The organism is Henriciella sp. (assembly GCF_029936995.1).
In the GTDB taxonomy this organism is placed as follows: Bacteria; Pseudomonadota; Alphaproteobacteria; order Caulobacterales; family Hyphomonadaceae; genus Henriciella.
The window spans coordinates 754762-769698 of sequence record NZ_JAPYRE010000001.1 but is presented as its reverse complement, the minus strand read 5'-3'; the positions used below and the strand labels follow the sequence as shown (position 1 = coordinate 769698).

Genomic DNA, 14937 nt, shown 5'->3' with positions numbered 1-14937 from the left:
CCCGCATGGCGGTTTATACACGTGTCAGCGACGATGCACTTGCGGCCTTCCTGGGGGATTATGACCTCGGGAAGGCCCTTTCCTTCAAGGGTATCGCCGAAGGTGTAGAAAACTCGAACTATTATCTCGAAACGGATCAGGGGCGGTTTATCCTGACCCTCTTTGAAAGGCGCGCAGATCCGCAGGACCTGCCATACTTCATGGCGCTCAAGCAGCATCTGGCCGCGAAGAAGTTCCCCTGCCCGGCTCCCATCGCAGACAAGGAAGGGAATGTCCTGCGCGAGCTCGAAGGGCGCCCAGCCGTTATCGTGACATTTCTCGATGGCCTGTCTCCCAGCCGCCCCAGTACGTCACAATGCCGCTCAATGGGGGAAAACCTTGCGCGGATGCATGAGGCGTTGGCCGATTTCGACGGGGTGCGCGCGAATGCGCTTGGCCCGGCAAGCTGGCCATCCCTTTGGCATGGCCGCGAGGAGACAGCCGAGAGCCTTATGGAAGGGCTGTCAGGGCTTATAGAGAGTGACCTGAAAGCCGTTGCGGCCTCCAAGCCGCAAAGCCTCGAAATCCCCCGCGGGACCATTCATGCGGACCTTTTCCCAGATAACGTCTTTTTCATCGGCGAGCAGTTTTCAGGCGCGATCGACTTCTATTTCGCCTGTACGGATGCCCTTGCCTATGATCTTGCCGTGTGCATCAACTCCTGGGCTTTCGAGGATGGCAAGGAGTTCAACTACTCCAAAGGCGCCGCCCTGATCAGTGGCTATGAAAGCGTGCGCCCGCTCGAGTCAGCTGAACGCGATGCCCTGCCCGTACTGTGCCGGGGTGCAGCGTTGCGTTTCTTCCTGACACGCCTCGTCGACTGGACCGACACGCCGGAGGATGCGCTTGTACGCCCGAAAAGCCCCATGGAATATGCCACGCGGCTCGCCTTTCACCGCAAGGCTGTCTCGGCGGCTGATTACGGGGCGTAGATTATTTTAAATCTATGATTGCCCCTCTCTTAAAAGTAGGTATGGTCAATTTGTCTATTTTAAATGGAATCTAAATTATTCCAGATAGGAGAGAAACATGCTCAAACTTTTGTCTCTAAGCACAGCATTCCTATTCCTTGCTACCCCCGCCGCAATCGGCCAAACGAGTTGTTTCGGCCCAAACTGCCCAATGCCCAACAACGATGGCATAGGCGAGGGGGACTTTTTTGACACTTATTTGGGATATTGGCCGATGGATCTCTACCAGGCCGAAACACAGTGGAATTTGACACAAACAAATCCTTTCGAAGATCGCGAACAATGCATTGCAGATTGTAGGCAAGACTATATTGCCGATCTACAACTCTGCAGGGATGTACACGGTGAACCCACCGAAGGAGAAGATCCAGCGAACGCCCAGTCGCGGATTAATTGTGCAGACGCAATGCGGCAGCGTGAAATACAGTGTATTAGCCCAACATCATTGCTCAACTGCCCGCCTGCTTGATCATCATCTAGCTCACCAGTCATCTTGACCGATTTCCAGAAACACATGAAATCGGCTCAAGATGACGAAACTTATCGAGATATGGACGGATGGGGCCTGTAGCGGCAATCCCGGCCCTGGCGGCTGGGGGGCGGTCCTTGTCGCGGATGAACACCGCAAAGAGCTTCATGGCGGTGAGGCCAAGACGACCAATAACCGTATGGAACTGATGGCTGCCATCGAGGCGCTCAACGCGCTCAGGAAGCCTTCAAAGGTCCGCCTGCACACCGATTCGACCTATGTGAAGGACGGGCTGACCAAGTGGATTCATGGCTGGAAGCGCAATGGCTGGAAAACGGCCGCGAAGAAACCGGTCAAGAACAGGGATCTCTGGCAGGCGCTCGACACAGCTTGCGCGCGCCATGACATCGAGTGGCGCTGGGTAAAGGGCCATGCCGGCGATGAAGGCAATGAACGCGCCGATGAGCTTGCCCGTTTAGGGACGATGGAAGCACGGGACTGAACGTACCGAACCGGCGGGTCAAAAGACACAAAAGGCCCGCCTCCCAACCGGGTGACGGGCCTCTTCAAATTCTATCAGTGTCTACCGTAAGTCCTATTCAGCCGCGACGGTCTGGCGCGTCCCGAGGAAACCCCGCAGACGGTTCTCGATGATATCGTGCGCCTCGCCCATGATCCGGTCGATCAGCTCCTTGCACGTCGGCACATCATAGATGAGCCCGGCAACCATGCCGCAGGACCATGCACCGGCATCCATTTCACCGTCGACCATGATCTTCGGATAAACGCCTGCAACTTCCTCTATGATATCCTCGAACTTGATATCGCTACCGAGACGACGCTCTTTCTCGAGCAGTTTCTCCACATTGGCATTCGTCAGCACACGCTCTGTGTTGCGAAGCGGGCGCATGACGAGCCGCGTATCAAGCTCAGAGGCATCCAGGAGGGCCTGCTTCACATTTTCATGCACCGGGGCTTCCTTCGTCGCGATGAAACGCGTGCCCATATTCATGCCCTGCGCGCCCATAGCGAGCGAAGCGACCAGAGAGCGGCCATCAGCCTGTCCGCCGGATGAGACGAACGGAATCTCGAGTTCATCTGCCGCCCGTGGCAGGAGGATCATGTTCGGAATGTCGTCCTCGCCCGGATGACCACCACATTCAAACCCGTCAATGGAAGCTGCATCACAGCCAATTGACTGAGCCTTCAGCGCATGGCGAACAGCCGTGCATTTGTGGATGACCTTGATACCGGCATCTTTCAGGTATGGCAGGACCTGCTTGGGGTTGTTGCCTGCCGTTTCGACGACTTTCACACCACTGTCGATGACCGTCTGGACGATAGCCGGATAGTCCGGCGGGGTCGTCGACGGAAGGAACGTGATGTTCACACCGATTGGCTTGTCCGTCATATCCTGGCAGCGCGCAATCTCGTTGGCGAGATCCTGCGGTGTCTTCTGGGTCAGCGCGGTAATGATGCCAAGCCCGCCAGCATTAGAGACCGCTGCTGCCATTTCTGCAAACCCGACATAGTGCATCCCGCCCTGAATGATCGGGTGCTCAATGCCAAACATCTCTGTGATTGCAGTCTTCATATAACTCTCCTCCACTGGGTTGGCCGCAACATGCCAACAGACCCATGTCCTGCGCAAGCTTGCCGGAACGGAAGGCGTGCGGATAGATAAAAGTCGGCCTAACATGACTGAAAACCGGAGGCATCAGGCATGCGAATTCTTGTCCACGGCGTTCCAGATACACCCGCCATGTGGGAACCACTGACGAAGGCTCTCGGCCCGGACCATGGCCCTTTCCTCTGCCCCGCCCTGCCGGGTTTCTCCACCCCTGTCCCCAAAGGGTTTGCCTGTACCAAGGAAGCCTACGCAGACTGGCTGGTCGACTATATCGAGCAGCACCGTCAAGACAGTGAACCCGTGGATCTTGTCGGCCATGACTGGGGAGCGATCCTTGTGATCCGTGCTGCCTGGCTCCGGCCCGACCTTGTGCGCAGCTGGGCCGTCGCTAATGCCCTGCCCGAGCCGAGTTATGAGTGGCACCGCACGGCTCGTATCTGGCAGACACCTCTGCTCGGAGAACTTCTCATGGCGGTCACATCAAAAAAGCGCCTCGCAAATGGCCTTAACCAGGCAGGCCTTCCTGCCGGGCTCGCACGCGAAGAGGCTTCACATTGGACGCCAGACATGCGCCGGGCCATTCTCAGGCTATACAGGTCTGCGCGCCATGTCGCCGATGAATGGACAAGGGACCTGGAGCGCCTGCCTGATCGTGGAATGGTTTTCTGGGGAGATGACGACCCGTTTGTCCCTGTCGGGACAGCGGAACGTTTCTGCCAGCGCCTCAACGTGCCGCTGCATCGCAATGCCGATACAGGTCACTGGTCGATCGTAGAAAAAGCCGGGCGGTTCGCAGAGTTGCTGAAGTCACACTGGGCCTGATCCCCGATATTGCAGGGCGACGCGGGGGCATGGCTTGCCGTACCGTGCTGGCGTGAAACTATGCTCCAGACAGTATTGGAGGCCACGCACCATGAACCTGCAATTTTCCCCAGCTGAAGAGTCATTTCGCGAAGAAGTACGCGATTTTCTCGGTTATGAGCTGACGCCCGGACTGAAGCGCTATGCCAGCCGCATGACCAGCGTCTATGCGGAGAAGGATGTCGCTCTGGAATGGCAGGCCATTCTGAAGGCGAAAGGCTGGGCAGCCCCGTCCTGGCCCGTCGAGCATGGCGGATGCGACTGGTCTGTCGCTCAACATTACATTTTCGATGTCGAGATGGCGCGCGCCGGCGCCCCGCCACTTTCGCCCATGGGCATTGGCATGTGCGGCCCGGCGCTGATCGGGCACGGTTCGGAGGAACAGAAAGCCCATTATCTGCCGCGTATCCTGTCGGGTGAGGACTTCTGGTGCCAGGGCTATTCCGAACCTCACGCAGGCTCGGATCTGGCACAGCTCTCCATGTCGGCCGTGGAGGATGGAGATGCCTTCATCTGTAATGGCTCGAAAATCTGGACCACGCATGCACACGAAGCGAACATGATGTTCTGTCTTGTGCGCACGGACAGTTCGGGCAAGCCACAACAGGGCATCACCTTCCTGCTCATCGACATGACCGCACCCGGCGTGACCGTCGACCCGATCATCATGCTCTCGGGCGAGCATATCCAGAACGCTGTCTTTTTCGAGGATGTCCGCGTGCCGAAGGCGAATGTCATCGGCAAGGTAGATCAGGGCTGGACGGTGGCGAAGTACCTGCTGGAGTTCGAGCGAGGCGGGTCAGCCTATGGCCCCCGACTGCTGCAGAGACTGGCTGCACTGCGCACAACCGCCCGAGAACTGGACCGGCTCGACCAGGCTCTCAATAGCCGCATCACGGCCGCCGAGATGCAGGCGGGCGCGCTTGAGGCGGCAGAGCTGATGATGATGGCAGAGATTTCAGGCGGCGGGACGCCAGGGCTCAAGGCCTCAATGATGAAGATCAAGGGTACCGAGCTCAGCCAGCATGTCACAGAGATCGCGCTCGACCTGGCAGGATTACATGTCCAGCCCTTCCAGCCAGAGCATACCAGCCCTGGAGGGCCGGTCGTCACGCATCACAGCTCGAACCAGGGCCTCGTCGGCCCGGACAGCCTGGTCACGGTGGCGGCAAAATACCTGAATGACCGCGCCGGCTCCATCTATGCCGGCTCCAACGAGATTCAGCGCAACATTCTCTCGAAAGGGCAACTAAGGCTTTAAGGGGCAAACAAAAAAGCCCCGCCAGGTCACTGACGGGGCTTTCAAAAATTATCTTTCTCGCAAGAAAACTACTCGTCCATGGCCTCGAGTTCGGCCTCATGGCGGGCGCGGTCTTTCGCACCCTTGGCGTCTTCGTCACGATCAACCAGTTCGATGACAGCAACCGGTGCATTGTCCCCATGACGATAGCCAGCCTTGAGAACCCGGCAGTAACCACCATTGCGGTCCTTGTAACGTTCGCCGAAAACCTCGAACAGCTTTTGGACAGCTTCTTTGTCACGAACCTGCGCAATGGCACGGCGGCGTGAAGGCAGGTCGCCTTTCTTGGCCAGGCTCACCAGCTTGTCCATAATCGGCTTGAGTTCCTTCGCCTTTGGAAGGGTCGTCACGATCTGCTCATGCTCGATGAGCGATGCGGCCATGTTCGCAAACATCGCCCTGCGGTGCGATGAGGTGCGGTTCAGCTTGCGATGTGCAATTGCGTGGGCCATGTCCTTGGTCTCCTGCGCGCCCTCCCGGGCGGGTACTTAGAGGTGGTCGTCGTATTTCTTGGCAAGTGCCTCGATGTCTTCTGGTGGCCAGTCCGGCACTTCCATGCCGAGGTGCAGCCCCATACCAGCGAGCACTTCCTTGATCTCGTTCAGCGACTTGCGGCCGAAGTTCGGGGTGCGGAGCATTTCCGCCTCGGACTTCTGGATCAGGTCGCCGATATAAACAATGTTGTCGTTCTTCAGGCAGTTTGCCGAACGCACTGAAAGCTCAAGCTCATCGACCTTTTTCAGAAGAACCGGGTTGAAGCCAAGGTCGGTTTCCTCGCTGGAAGTCGACGTCTCGGTTTCCGGTTCATCGAAAGTGATAAACAGCTGCAGCTGGTCCTGAAGAATACGTGCGGCATAAGCCACGGCATCTTCCGGTGTGATTGACCCATCGGTCTCGATGCTCAGCGTGAGCTTGTCATAGTCAAGCACCGTGCCTTCGCGCGTATCTTCCACGCTATAGCCAACGCGGCGGACCGGCGAATAGATCGCATCAACCGGGATGAATCCGATTGGTGCATCTTCCGGACGGCTCTGATCAGCAGGCACATAGCCTTTGCCGGTAGCAACCGTGAATTCCATGCGCACAGAGGCACCCTCATCGAGGGTACAGATAACCAGATCGGGGTTCAGGATCTTGACGTCACCCGACGTCTCAATCTGACCAGCCTTGACCTCGCCCTTGCCATCGGCCTTGAGGATCATCCGCTTCGGCGTGTCGGACACCATGTCGATGGCGATCTGCTTCAGGTTCAGCACGATCGTCGTCACGTCCTCACGCACGCCCTGAATGGACGAGAATTCGTGGACAACGCCATCAATCGAGACGCCAGTGATTGCGGCGCCCTGCAGCGATGACAGGAGAACCCGGCGAAGCGCGTTGCCGAGCGTAGTACCAAAACCGCGCTCAAGCGGCTCGATAACGAGCTTGGCATGACGGCGCGGGTCGCGGCCCGCCTCGACCTTGGGACGGTTCGGGCGGATCAGTTCTTTCCAGTTACGATCGTTCACACTGGTCGCGGTATCGGCCATTCAAGGCCTCCTTGGTCTGTTCAACGGATGAGCGAGTGCCTAGACGCGGCGGCGTTTCGGCGGGCGGCATCCATTATGCGGAATCGGGGTCGTGTCACGGATCGAGGTGATCGTCAGGCCAGCGGCCTGCAGGGCACGCAGAGCGCTTTCACGGCCTGAACCGGGACCACGCACATTCACCTCAACGGTCTGCAGGCCATGCTCCATAGCCTTTTTCGCGGCATCTTCGCCAGCGACCTGGGCAGCATAAGGTGTCGACTTGCGCGACCCCTTGAAACCCATTGCGCCAGCAGATGACCAGGAAATCGCATTTCCCTGAGCATCCGTGATGGTTACCATCGTATTGTTGAAGCTCGACGTCACATGCACAACACCCGAAGAGATGTTTTTCTTGGCACGGCGGCGAACGCGGGTCGTATCACGAGCCATATCGGTCTGATCCTACTTCTTCTTGCCGGCGATGGGTTTCGCCGGACCCTTACGGGTACGGGCATTGGTGTGGGTCCGCTGGCCACGGACAGGCAGGCGCTTGCGGTGACGCAGGCCGCGATAGCAGCCCAGGTCCATGAGGCGCTTGATGTTCATTGACATTTCGCGGCGAAGGTCACCCTCGACGACATAATCTGCGTCAATGGTTTCACGAATCTGGATGACTTCAGCATCTGTCAGATCAGCCACACGGCGATCCAGATCGATACCGATCTTCTCAGTGATTTCGCGGGCCTTGGCCGGACCAATGCCGTGAATGTAACGAAGCGCGATTTCGACACGCTTGTTCGTCGGAATATTTACGCCTGCAATACGGGCCACGGGCCTGTCTCCTAAACTGCCGAAAGCGGGTCCGGCGCGAAACGAAACCAACGCCTCGCGCGCGCGAACCCGACCTCTTAACGAAGTGCGTCGTTATAGACGTGCAAATCGCCGCGTCAACTGGTGAAATGCGGCTTTATGCGGTCTCTTTCAGCGCCTTTTCGACGCCGTTTGTCACCTCTTCAATACTCGCCATTCCATCAACTTCCCGCAGGATGCCACGCTCGGCATAGAAAGGAAGCAATGGGGCTGTATCCTGATTATACTTCTCCAGCCGGGCCGCAAAAGTATCCGGATTGTCATCCTTGCGTCCCTCTTCCTCGAAACGCTTGGTAACACGCTGGATGAGCTGCGTTTCATCTACAACGAGACGGATAACGCAATCTACCTGCATGCCGCGCGATTGCAGGAGGTTGTCGAGCGCCTGTGCCTGGCCGACCGTACGCGGGAAGCCATCAAAGATGAAACCCGGCGCATCCTTGTGGTTGGCCAGCTGCTCATCAATCAGGTCAATCACGATATCATCGGAAACAAGGCCACCCTCATCCATGATTCGGGCAACGCGGTTGCCAAGCTCGGATCCTGAAGCCCGGGCTGCACGGAGCATGTCACCGGTTGAAAGCTGGACATAGCCATGCTCCTCGACCAGGCGCTTTGCCTGTGTGCCTTTGCCTGCCGCAGGTGGACCAAAAAGTATGAGATTCATCGTCTACGCTTGCCTCCCAGCCGCGATTTCTTGATCAGCCCTTCATACTGATGAGCGATCAGCTGGGACTGGATCTGGGTCACTGTATCCATTGTGACGGATACAACGATAAGAAGCGAAGTACCACCGATGTAGAAAGGAATTTCCGGAACGTAGCGTCGCAGCACTTCGGGCAGCAGACAGACAAAGACCAGATAGACAGCGCCAATCGTGGTCAGACGTGTCAGGACATAGTCCAGATAGGCCGCCGTATTCTTGCCTGGCCGAATGCCGGGAACGAAACCGCCATACTTGCGCAGATTGTCAGCCGTCTCCTCCGGATTGAACATGATGGAGGTGTAGAAGAAGCAGAAGAACGCCACCAGAACGCCATAGGTGATGATATAGGTCCAGCTGCCCGGGGAGAAATTCAGCGCGAGCCACTGAACGATACCCGTCCCTGTCTCTGCTGCCGCCTGCGGGTCTGCTGTATTGCCACCGGACAGGCCAACGGCCGTCATGGGCAGCATCAGGATGGCAATTGCGAAAATCGGCGGGATAACGCCGGATGTGTTGATCTTGAGCGGCAGGAAGGAAGACTGCCCCTGCTGCATCTGGTTGCCGACCTGTCGCTTGGGATACTGGATCAGGATCCGGCGCTGCGAGCGCTCGATGAACACGATGAAAAGGACAAGCGCGATGACAAGCAGCAGGATCGCGAGAACGAACACTACATTGATGCCCTGCTCCCGACCGCCGGCAAACAGATTGAAAATCGCTTTCGGCATTTCAGCGATGATGCCGGCGAAGATGATGAGGGAGATACCATTGCCAATGCCGCGCGCAGTGATCTGCTCACCCATCCACATCAGAAACATGGTGCCGCCCACAAACGTCGTGACAGCCGTCAGCACGAAGAACCAGCTTGCGATGCCCTCATAGGCAACGCCTGTGAGGCTCATTGCAATCCCGAAGCCCTGGAAGAACGCAAAACCGACCGTGAGATAGCGCGTGTACTGGTTGATCTGCTTGCGCCCTGCCTCGCCTTCTTTCTTGAGCTTCTCAAGCGAAGGAACCGCACTGGTCATCATCTGGATGATAATCGACGCAGTAATGTAAGGCATGACGTTGAGCGCGAAAACGCTCATGCGTTCAACCGCACCACCTGCAAACATGTTGAGGCTGCCCAGCATGCCGCCGGACTGTTGCTCGAAGACCTGTGCGAACTGGCCAGGGTCAACGCCGGGGACAGGAATGAACGTCCCGAGACGGTAGAGAACCAGGATGAAAAGCGTGAAAAGAATTCGGGCCTGAAGGTCCTTCGCCTTGGCGAAGGTGCCGAAATTCATGTTCCGCGCCATTTGTTCTGCCGCTGTGGCCACGAGACTCTCCTCCCGAAATGAAATCGCCGCCAACATTGGCGGCGAAAACCTGTTTGTGAAGGTGTATAGACGAAAAAGCCTGTTTTACTCTGCTTTTTCCGCAGTTGCAGGCCCTGTCAGCGTGACTGAACCGCCCGCCTTTTCAATCGCTTCGATGGCACCTTTGCTCGCGCCTGTCACAGTGATCTTGGCGTTCTTTGGCGCCTCGCCTTTACCCAGGAGACGAATGCCATCCTTGGCGCGCCGGACGACACCGGCTTCGATGAGCGTCTCTTCGGTAATGTCGCTGGCCTTAAGTTTGCCCGCCTCGATCGCCTTGTTCAGACGGCCAAGGTTGACCCAAGCGTGATTCTTGGAGTTCAGCGCTTTGAAGCCACGCTTCGGCAGGCGCATATAGATCGGCATCTGGCCACCTTCGAAGCCGTTCAGGGCAACACCCGAACGCGACTTCTGGCCTTTCACACCGCGACCACCAGTCTTGCCCTTACCCGAGCCAACACCGCGGCCTACGCGGTGGCGATCGTGGGTCGAGCCCGCATTTGGAGAGAGTTCGTTGAGTTTCATCGCTCTATTCCTGACTGGCGTTAGGGGCGGCCCTATACGCCTACTCTTCTACAACTTCAATAAGGTGAGACACCTTGGCAATCATGCCGCGCACGGCCGGGGTGTCCTGCAACTCGCGCTCACGCCCGATCTTGTTCAGGCCAAGCCCAACCAGGGTCTGGCGCTGCTGAGGCTTGCGGCGCGTCGCGCTGCCGGTCTGGCGCACTTTGATCGTGTCTGACTTCTTCGCCATCATCAGTTCCTTTCACTCAATCAGGCGGTTTCGGAAATGCCGGTCTCGGAAGCACCATCGGTGCGGCGGCCAACAATATCCTGAACCTTCAGGCCACGCTTCGAAGCAACCGAACGCGGGCTGGCCTGTGCCTTGAGCGCCTCGAAGGTTGCACGAACCATGTTGTATGGGTTCGACGAACCGGTCGATTTACCAACAACATCGTGGATGCCAAGCACTTCCATAACAGCGCGCATCGGACCACCAGCAATCACACCGGTACCGGGAGGCGCTGCACGGAGGATGACCTTGCCTGCACCCCAGCGGCCCTTGCCGTCATGGTGCAGCGTGCGGCCTTCGCGCAGTGGAACGCGAACCATGTTGCGCTTTGCATCTTCAGTCGCCTTGCGGATCGCTTCCGGAACCTCGCGGGCCTTGCCCTTGCCGAAACCGGCGCGGCCTTTCTGGTCACCAACGACAACCAGTGCGGCAAAACCGAAATTCTTGCCGCCCTTAACCGTTTTGGCAACGCGATTGATACCGACAAGCTTGTCGACGATTTCGCTTTGCTCGTCCTGGCGGTCGTTACGTCCGCGTCCGCGGCCGCGACCTCTGCCCTGTTCGTCTGCCATATCGGACTCCTAGAACTTCAGGCCGCCATTACGGGCGGCGTCTGCCAGGGCTTTCACCCGGCCGTGAAACATATAACCGCCGCGATCGAAGACGACATCTTCGACGCCGGCTTTCTTCGCGCGCTCGGCAATCAGCTCGCCGATTTTCTGTGCGGCAGCCGTATCGCTTGTGGACTTGAGATCACCGCGAAGGTCCTTCTCAAGCGTCGAAGCGGCAGCAACCGTCAGACCCTTCTCATCGTCAATGATCTGGGCCGAGATATTCTTGTGCGACCGAGCCACGGACAGGCGCGGTTTGGCAACGCCCATCTTCCTGAGCTTCGAACGGACGCGCTGCGCGCGGCGGAGTGTCTTTTCGCGTGTCGTCTTCATGGCGGTTACTTCTTCTTGCCTTCCTTGCGGCGGACATATTCGCCGACATAACGCACACCCTTGCCCTTGAACGGCTCAGGCTTGCGGAACTCACGAATTTCTGCGGCCGCCTGGCCGACAGCCTGCTTGTCCGCTCCCGAAACGATAATCTCGGTCGGCTTGGGTGTCTCGATCTTGATGCCTTCCGGCGCCTTGAAAATCACGTCGTGCGAATAGCCGAGTGAGAGTTTCAGGTCGGTTCCCTGCATCTGCGCACGGTAACCAACGCCCTGGAGCTCAAGAGACTTGGAGAAGCCGTTGCTCGCACCATCGACCACATTGGCCGCGTTCGCACGAGCGGTGCCCCACTGTGTGCGCACCTTCGGATCAAGTGCTTCCGCAAACGTCATCTTCTTGCGGCCCTTGGCGTCATTCGCCTTGATGCGCTCATTGGCCTCTTCAACATAATCCTTGCGCGGCATGATCGAGACGGCACCGTCTTCAAGCGTCGCGGTTACAAGCTCCGAAACGTTGATTGCGAGGTGGCCTTTCGGGCCTTTAGCCTCAATGCGCCGGCCGTCGATCGTCACTTCCGTGCCGTTCGGGACCTGTATGGGCAGTTTTCCAATACGGGACATGTCAGTTCATCCTCGTCCTAGAATACCCGGCAGAGAATTTCGCCGCCAACATTCTCTGTACGCGCCACAGCATCGGAAACGACACCTTTAGACGTGGAGAGAATGGAGATACCCAGCCCGTTACGGACCAGCGGCAGATCATTCACCGACGAATAAACACGGCGGCCCGGTGTCGAGACCCGGCGGATCTCTGAAATGACCGGTGTGCCGTCAAAATACTTCAGCTCAATCTCGACATTGCGATGACCGTCTTTCTCGACTTCCGCATACCCGCGGATGAAGCCCTCGCTCTGCAACACGTCAAGCACGCGCATACGCAGCTTCGAAGAGGGCGAGACGACTTTTGTCATGCCACGCATCTGCGCATTGCGGATACGGGTCAGGAGATCGCCAAGGGGATCCGATATATTCATCCTGGTCCTCCTTTCCTACCAGCTCGACTTTACAAGCCCCGGCACCATGCCGAGAGAGCCGAGTTCACGAAGCGCAATGCGCGACATTTTCATCTTGCGATAGTAACCACGCGGACGCCCGGTCACTTCACAGCGGTTGCGGATACGGCTGGGCGCAGAGTTGCGCGGCAGCTCGGCAAGTTTGAGACGTGCCTGGAAGCGCTCTTCCAGCGGCAGGTTCTCATCCATCGCCATCGCTTTAAGCTTGGCACGGCGCGCGGCATACTTCGCGACCATGCGGCGACGCTTTTCGTTCTTCTCGATTGCGCTTTTCTTAGCCATTTCGTTTCGTCCTCAAGCGCTAGTTCCTGAACGGGAAGCCGCAATGCGTAAGCAGTGCCTTGGCTTCTTCATTCGTCTTCGCCGTGGTGCAGACAATAATGTCCATACCGTGAATGTCTTCGATGTCGTCATAGTTGATTTCCGGGAAGACAATCTGCTCCTTCAGACCCATGGCGTAGTTGCCACGGCCATCAAAGCTCTTGCCGTTCAGCCCCCGGAAGTCTTTCACACGCGGCAGGGCCATCGTGGTCAGACGGTCGAGAAACTCATACATCCGATCGCGGCGCAGCGTGACCTTCGCACCGATGACCATGCCTTCGCGCAGCTTGAAGCCGGCAATGGACTTACGGGCCTTGGTCGGCACAGGCTTCTGGCCGGAAATCTTCTCAAGCTCGGCAAGGGCCGTCTTGATCTTTTTGGAGTCGGAGACTGCTTCACCGACACCCATGTTGATCACGACCTTGTCCAGCTTCGGCACCTGCATCTCGTTGGAGTATTTGAACTCCTCCTGCAGCTTGGACCGGATCTCTTTGCTGTACTTCGCCTTGAGGCGGGGTTCATAATTCTCAGACATCGATCGACTCGCCCGAACGTTTGGCATAGCGCGTCTTGCGCCCATGCTCATCTATCTTGAAACCGACACGTGTCGGCTTGCCGTCACGCGGATCCATGATCGCAACATTCGATACATGGATCGGCGCCTCGAACGTCTTGATACCGCCCGGGTCCATTTGCCCAGGACGCTGGTGACGTTTCACGACATTGACGCCCTGTACCAGAACACGATCCTCGTCCTTGATGACTTTGAGGACTTCGCCCTGGACGCCTTTGTTGCGGCCGGCCGTGACGATGACACGGTCACCTTTTTTCACTTTGGCAGCCATCTTAGAGCACCTCCGGAGCCAGTGAGACGATCTTCATGTGGTTCTTGGCGCGAAGTTCGCGCGGGACCGGGCCGAAGATCCGTGTACCGAGCGGCTCGCCCGCATTGTTCACCAGCACGGCAGCGTTGGTGTCAAAACGGATAACCGAGCCGTCAGGACGCATGATGTCCTTAGCGATACGAACAACAACCGCGCGGCGAACTTCGCCTTTTTTCACGCGGCCCGTCGGGATCGCTTCCTTGACGGAGACAACGATGATGTCACCGACAGACGCATAACGGCGTCCTGCACCACCCAGCACCTTGATGCACTGGACACGGCGGGCGCCGGAATTGTCAGCGACCCTGAGGTTGGATTGCATCTGGATCATGCGTCAGCTCCATCGCCCGGAACAACTTCCCAGGTTTTCAGCTTGGAGCGCGGGGGGCACTCCTGAATGGTGACACGTTGCCCCTCGACGGCCGAATTGGTCTCGTCGTGAGCATGATACTTCTTCGAACGGCGCACGATCTTCTTCATCACAGGATGCAGGAAGGTGCGGTCGATACGGACCACAGCCGTCTTGTCCTGCTTGGTGGAAACCACGACGCCTTCCATTACGCGTTTCGGCATGACTTTCTCCTACGCCTCGGCTTCCGTCTGGGCCTGTTCGCGAAGCAGGGTCTTCACACGCGCGATATCGCGGCGGACTTCCTTGACGCGGGCCGTCTTCTCCAGCTGACCGGTGGCCTGCTGGAAACGGAGGTTAAACTGCTCCTTTTTCAGCTGTGTCAGCTGATCCTGGAGCTGGTCTTTGCTCTTGGAACGCAAATCAGCGATTTTCATCTCTAGATCCCCTCAATGCGTTTGATGATCTTGGTCTTGATCGGCAGCTTCGCAGCGCCGAGGCGGAGAGCTTCCAGGGCCACCTCATCCGGCACGCCGTCGATTTCGAACAGGATACGGCCAGGCGCAACGCGGGCGACCCAACGGTCAACCGAGCCCTTACCCTTACCCATACGAACCTCGATCGGCTTGGCAGACACAGGGGTATCCGGGAAAACACGGATCCAGACCTTGCCCTGACGCTTCATCTCACGCGTCACGGCACGGCGTGTCGCCTCGATCTGACGCGCGGTCACGCGCTCCGGCTCGAGAGCCTTCAGACCAAAGCTGCCAAAGGACAGAGTGTAACCACCCTTTGCCTTGCCCGTGATCCGGCCCTTGAAGGCCTTACGGTATTTTGTGCGTTTCGGCTGCAGCATCGT

At 57.8% G+C, this 14937-nt stretch carries 24 protein-coding genes; 4 read left to right on the top strand and 20 right to left on the bottom strand.

Features of this window, described 5'->3' with window-relative positions:
- Positions 1–5: 5 nt before the first annotated feature.
- The gene (locus Q1K31_RS03735; protein WP_300376858.1) at positions 6–971 is read left to right on the top strand and encodes a homoserine kinase; all 966 of its coding nucleotides are present in this window, start codon (positions 6–8) and stop codon (positions 969–971) included.
- Between the two features lie 569 nt (positions 972–1540).
- Positions 1541–1981 carry a ribonuclease HI gene (rnhA, locus tag Q1K31_RS03730; protein ID WP_300376856.1) on the top strand — a complete coding sequence of 147 codons (441 nt, stop codon included), beginning with the start codon at positions 1541–1543 and terminating at the stop codon, positions 1979–1981.
- 93 nt (positions 1982–2074) lie between these two features.
- Here rnhA and Q1K31_RS03725 read toward each other — a convergent pair whose 3' ends face one another.
- Entirely contained in the window at positions 2075–3073 is a 999-nt protein-coding gene (locus tag Q1K31_RS03725) for a nitronate monooxygenase (RefSeq protein WP_300376854.1), read from the bottom strand.
- 129 nt (positions 3074–3202) lie between these two features.
- Between Q1K31_RS03725 and Q1K31_RS03720 the strand changes: the two genes are divergently transcribed.
- Together Q1K31_RS03720 and Q1K31_RS03715 are read left to right on the top strand one after the other, a co-directional pair.
- Positions 3203–3931 carry an alpha/beta fold hydrolase gene (locus tag Q1K31_RS03720; protein WP_300376851.1) on the top strand — a complete coding sequence of 243 codons (729 nt, stop codon included), beginning with the start codon at positions 3203–3205 and terminating at the stop codon, positions 3929–3931.
- A 91-nt stretch (positions 3932–4022) separates the two neighbouring features.
- Complete coding sequence (locus tag Q1K31_RS03715; RefSeq protein ID WP_300376849.1) at positions 4023–5231, top strand: acyl-CoA dehydrogenase family protein; 1209 nt, start codon at positions 4023–4025, stop codon at positions 5229–5231.
- A gap of 68 nt (positions 5232–5299) precedes the next feature.
- Here the strand turns inward: Q1K31_RS03715 and rplQ are convergent, their stop codons facing one another.
- The 19 genes from rplQ to rplP all read right to left on the bottom strand — a co-directional run bounded on the left by rplQ (position 5300) and on the right by rplP (position 14934).
- On the bottom strand, positions 5300–5722 hold the full coding sequence (rplQ, locus tag Q1K31_RS03710) for a 50S ribosomal protein L17 (protein ID WP_300376847.1): 423 nt from the start codon (positions 5720–5722) through the stop codon (positions 5300–5302).
- Positions 5723–5758: 36 nt separating this feature from the next.
- Positions 5759–6778, bottom strand: a complete 1020-nt coding sequence (locus Q1K31_RS03705) for a DNA-directed RNA polymerase subunit alpha (RefSeq protein WP_367187519.1) — start codon at positions 6776–6778, stop codon at positions 5759–5761.
- Between the two features lie 60 nt (positions 6779–6838).
- Positions 6839–7228: a 30S ribosomal protein S11 gene (gene rpsK, locus Q1K31_RS03700; protein WP_300376843.1), complete on the bottom strand. Its 390-nt coding sequence runs from the start codon at positions 7226–7228 to the stop codon at positions 6839–6841.
- A 12-nt stretch (positions 7229–7240) separates the two neighbouring features.
- Entirely contained in the window at positions 7241–7609 is a 369-nt protein-coding gene (rpsM, locus tag Q1K31_RS03695) for a 30S ribosomal protein S13 (RefSeq protein WP_300376841.1), read from the bottom strand.
- Positions 7610–7745: 136 nt separating this feature from the next.
- A complete protein-coding gene (locus tag Q1K31_RS03690; protein ID WP_300376839.1) occupies positions 7746–8315 on the bottom strand; it encodes an adenylate kinase in 570 nt (189 codons plus the stop codon).
- The gene (secY, locus tag Q1K31_RS03685) at positions 8312–9676 is read right to left on the bottom strand and encodes a preprotein translocase subunit SecY (protein WP_367187505.1); all 1365 of its coding nucleotides are present in this window, start codon (positions 9674–9676) and stop codon (positions 8312–8314) included. The genes Q1K31_RS03690 and secY overlap by 4 nt, the downstream gene beginning before the upstream one ends.
- Positions 9677–9760: 84 nt before the next feature.
- On the bottom strand, positions 9761–10240 hold the full coding sequence (gene rplO / locus Q1K31_RS03680; RefSeq protein WP_300376837.1) for a 50S ribosomal protein L15: 480 nt from the start codon (positions 10238–10240) through the stop codon (positions 9761–9763).
- 40 nt (positions 10241–10280) lie between these two features.
- Entirely contained in the window at positions 10281–10472 is a 192-nt protein-coding gene (gene rpmD, locus Q1K31_RS03675) for a 50S ribosomal protein L30 (protein WP_300376835.1), read from the bottom strand.
- 20 nt (positions 10473–10492) lie between these two features.
- The gene (gene rpsE / locus Q1K31_RS03670; RefSeq protein WP_300376833.1) at positions 10493–11083 is read right to left on the bottom strand and encodes a 30S ribosomal protein S5; all 591 of its coding nucleotides are present in this window, start codon (positions 11081–11083) and stop codon (positions 10493–10495) included.
- A 9-nt stretch (positions 11084–11092) separates the two neighbouring features.
- Entirely contained in the window at positions 11093–11455 is a 363-nt protein-coding gene (gene rplR, locus Q1K31_RS03665; RefSeq protein WP_300376830.1) for a 50S ribosomal protein L18, read from the bottom strand.
- Between the two features lie 5 nt (positions 11456–11460).
- On the bottom strand, positions 11461–12072 hold the full coding sequence (gene rplF, locus Q1K31_RS03660; protein WP_300376828.1) for a 50S ribosomal protein L6: 612 nt from the start codon (positions 12070–12072) through the stop codon (positions 11461–11463).
- 17 nt (positions 12073–12089) lie between these two features.
- The gene (rpsH, locus tag Q1K31_RS03655) at positions 12090–12485 is read right to left on the bottom strand and encodes a 30S ribosomal protein S8 (protein ID WP_300376826.1); all 396 of its coding nucleotides are present in this window, start codon (positions 12483–12485) and stop codon (positions 12090–12092) included.
- Positions 12486–12500: 15 nt separating this feature from the next.
- On the bottom strand, positions 12501–12806 hold the full coding sequence (rpsN, locus tag Q1K31_RS03650; RefSeq protein WP_300376824.1) for a 30S ribosomal protein S14: 306 nt from the start codon (positions 12804–12806) through the stop codon (positions 12501–12503).
- Positions 12807–12825: 19 nt separating this feature from the next.
- On the bottom strand, positions 12826–13380 hold the full coding sequence (rplE, locus tag Q1K31_RS03645; RefSeq protein ID WP_300376822.1) for a 50S ribosomal protein L5: 555 nt from the start codon (positions 13378–13380) through the stop codon (positions 12826–12828).
- Positions 13373–13690: a 50S ribosomal protein L24 gene (gene rplX, locus Q1K31_RS03640; protein WP_300376820.1), complete on the bottom strand. Its 318-nt coding sequence runs from the start codon at positions 13688–13690 to the stop codon at positions 13373–13375. The genes rplE and rplX overlap by 8 nt, the downstream gene beginning before the upstream one ends.
- A gap of 1 nt (position 13691) precedes the next feature.
- Entirely contained in the window at positions 13692–14060 is a 369-nt protein-coding gene (rplN, locus tag Q1K31_RS03635) for a 50S ribosomal protein L14 (protein ID WP_300376818.1), read from the bottom strand.
- The gene (gene rpsQ, locus Q1K31_RS03630) at positions 14057–14302 is read right to left on the bottom strand and encodes a 30S ribosomal protein S17 (protein WP_300376816.1); all 246 of its coding nucleotides are present in this window, start codon (positions 14300–14302) and stop codon (positions 14057–14059) included. The genes rplN and rpsQ overlap by 4 nt, the downstream gene beginning before the upstream one ends.
- Before the next feature lie 9 nt (positions 14303–14311).
- Positions 14312–14515 (bottom strand): 50S ribosomal protein L29, encoded by a 204-nt coding sequence (rpmC, locus tag Q1K31_RS03625; protein ID WP_300376814.1) that lies wholly within the window; start codon positions 14513–14515, stop codon positions 14312–14314.
- A 2-nt stretch (positions 14516–14517) separates the two neighbouring features.
- Positions 14518–14934, bottom strand: a complete 417-nt coding sequence (gene rplP / locus Q1K31_RS03620) for a 50S ribosomal protein L16 (protein WP_300376812.1) — start codon at positions 14932–14934, stop codon at positions 14518–14520.
- Positions 14935–14937 lie beyond the last annotated feature (3 nt).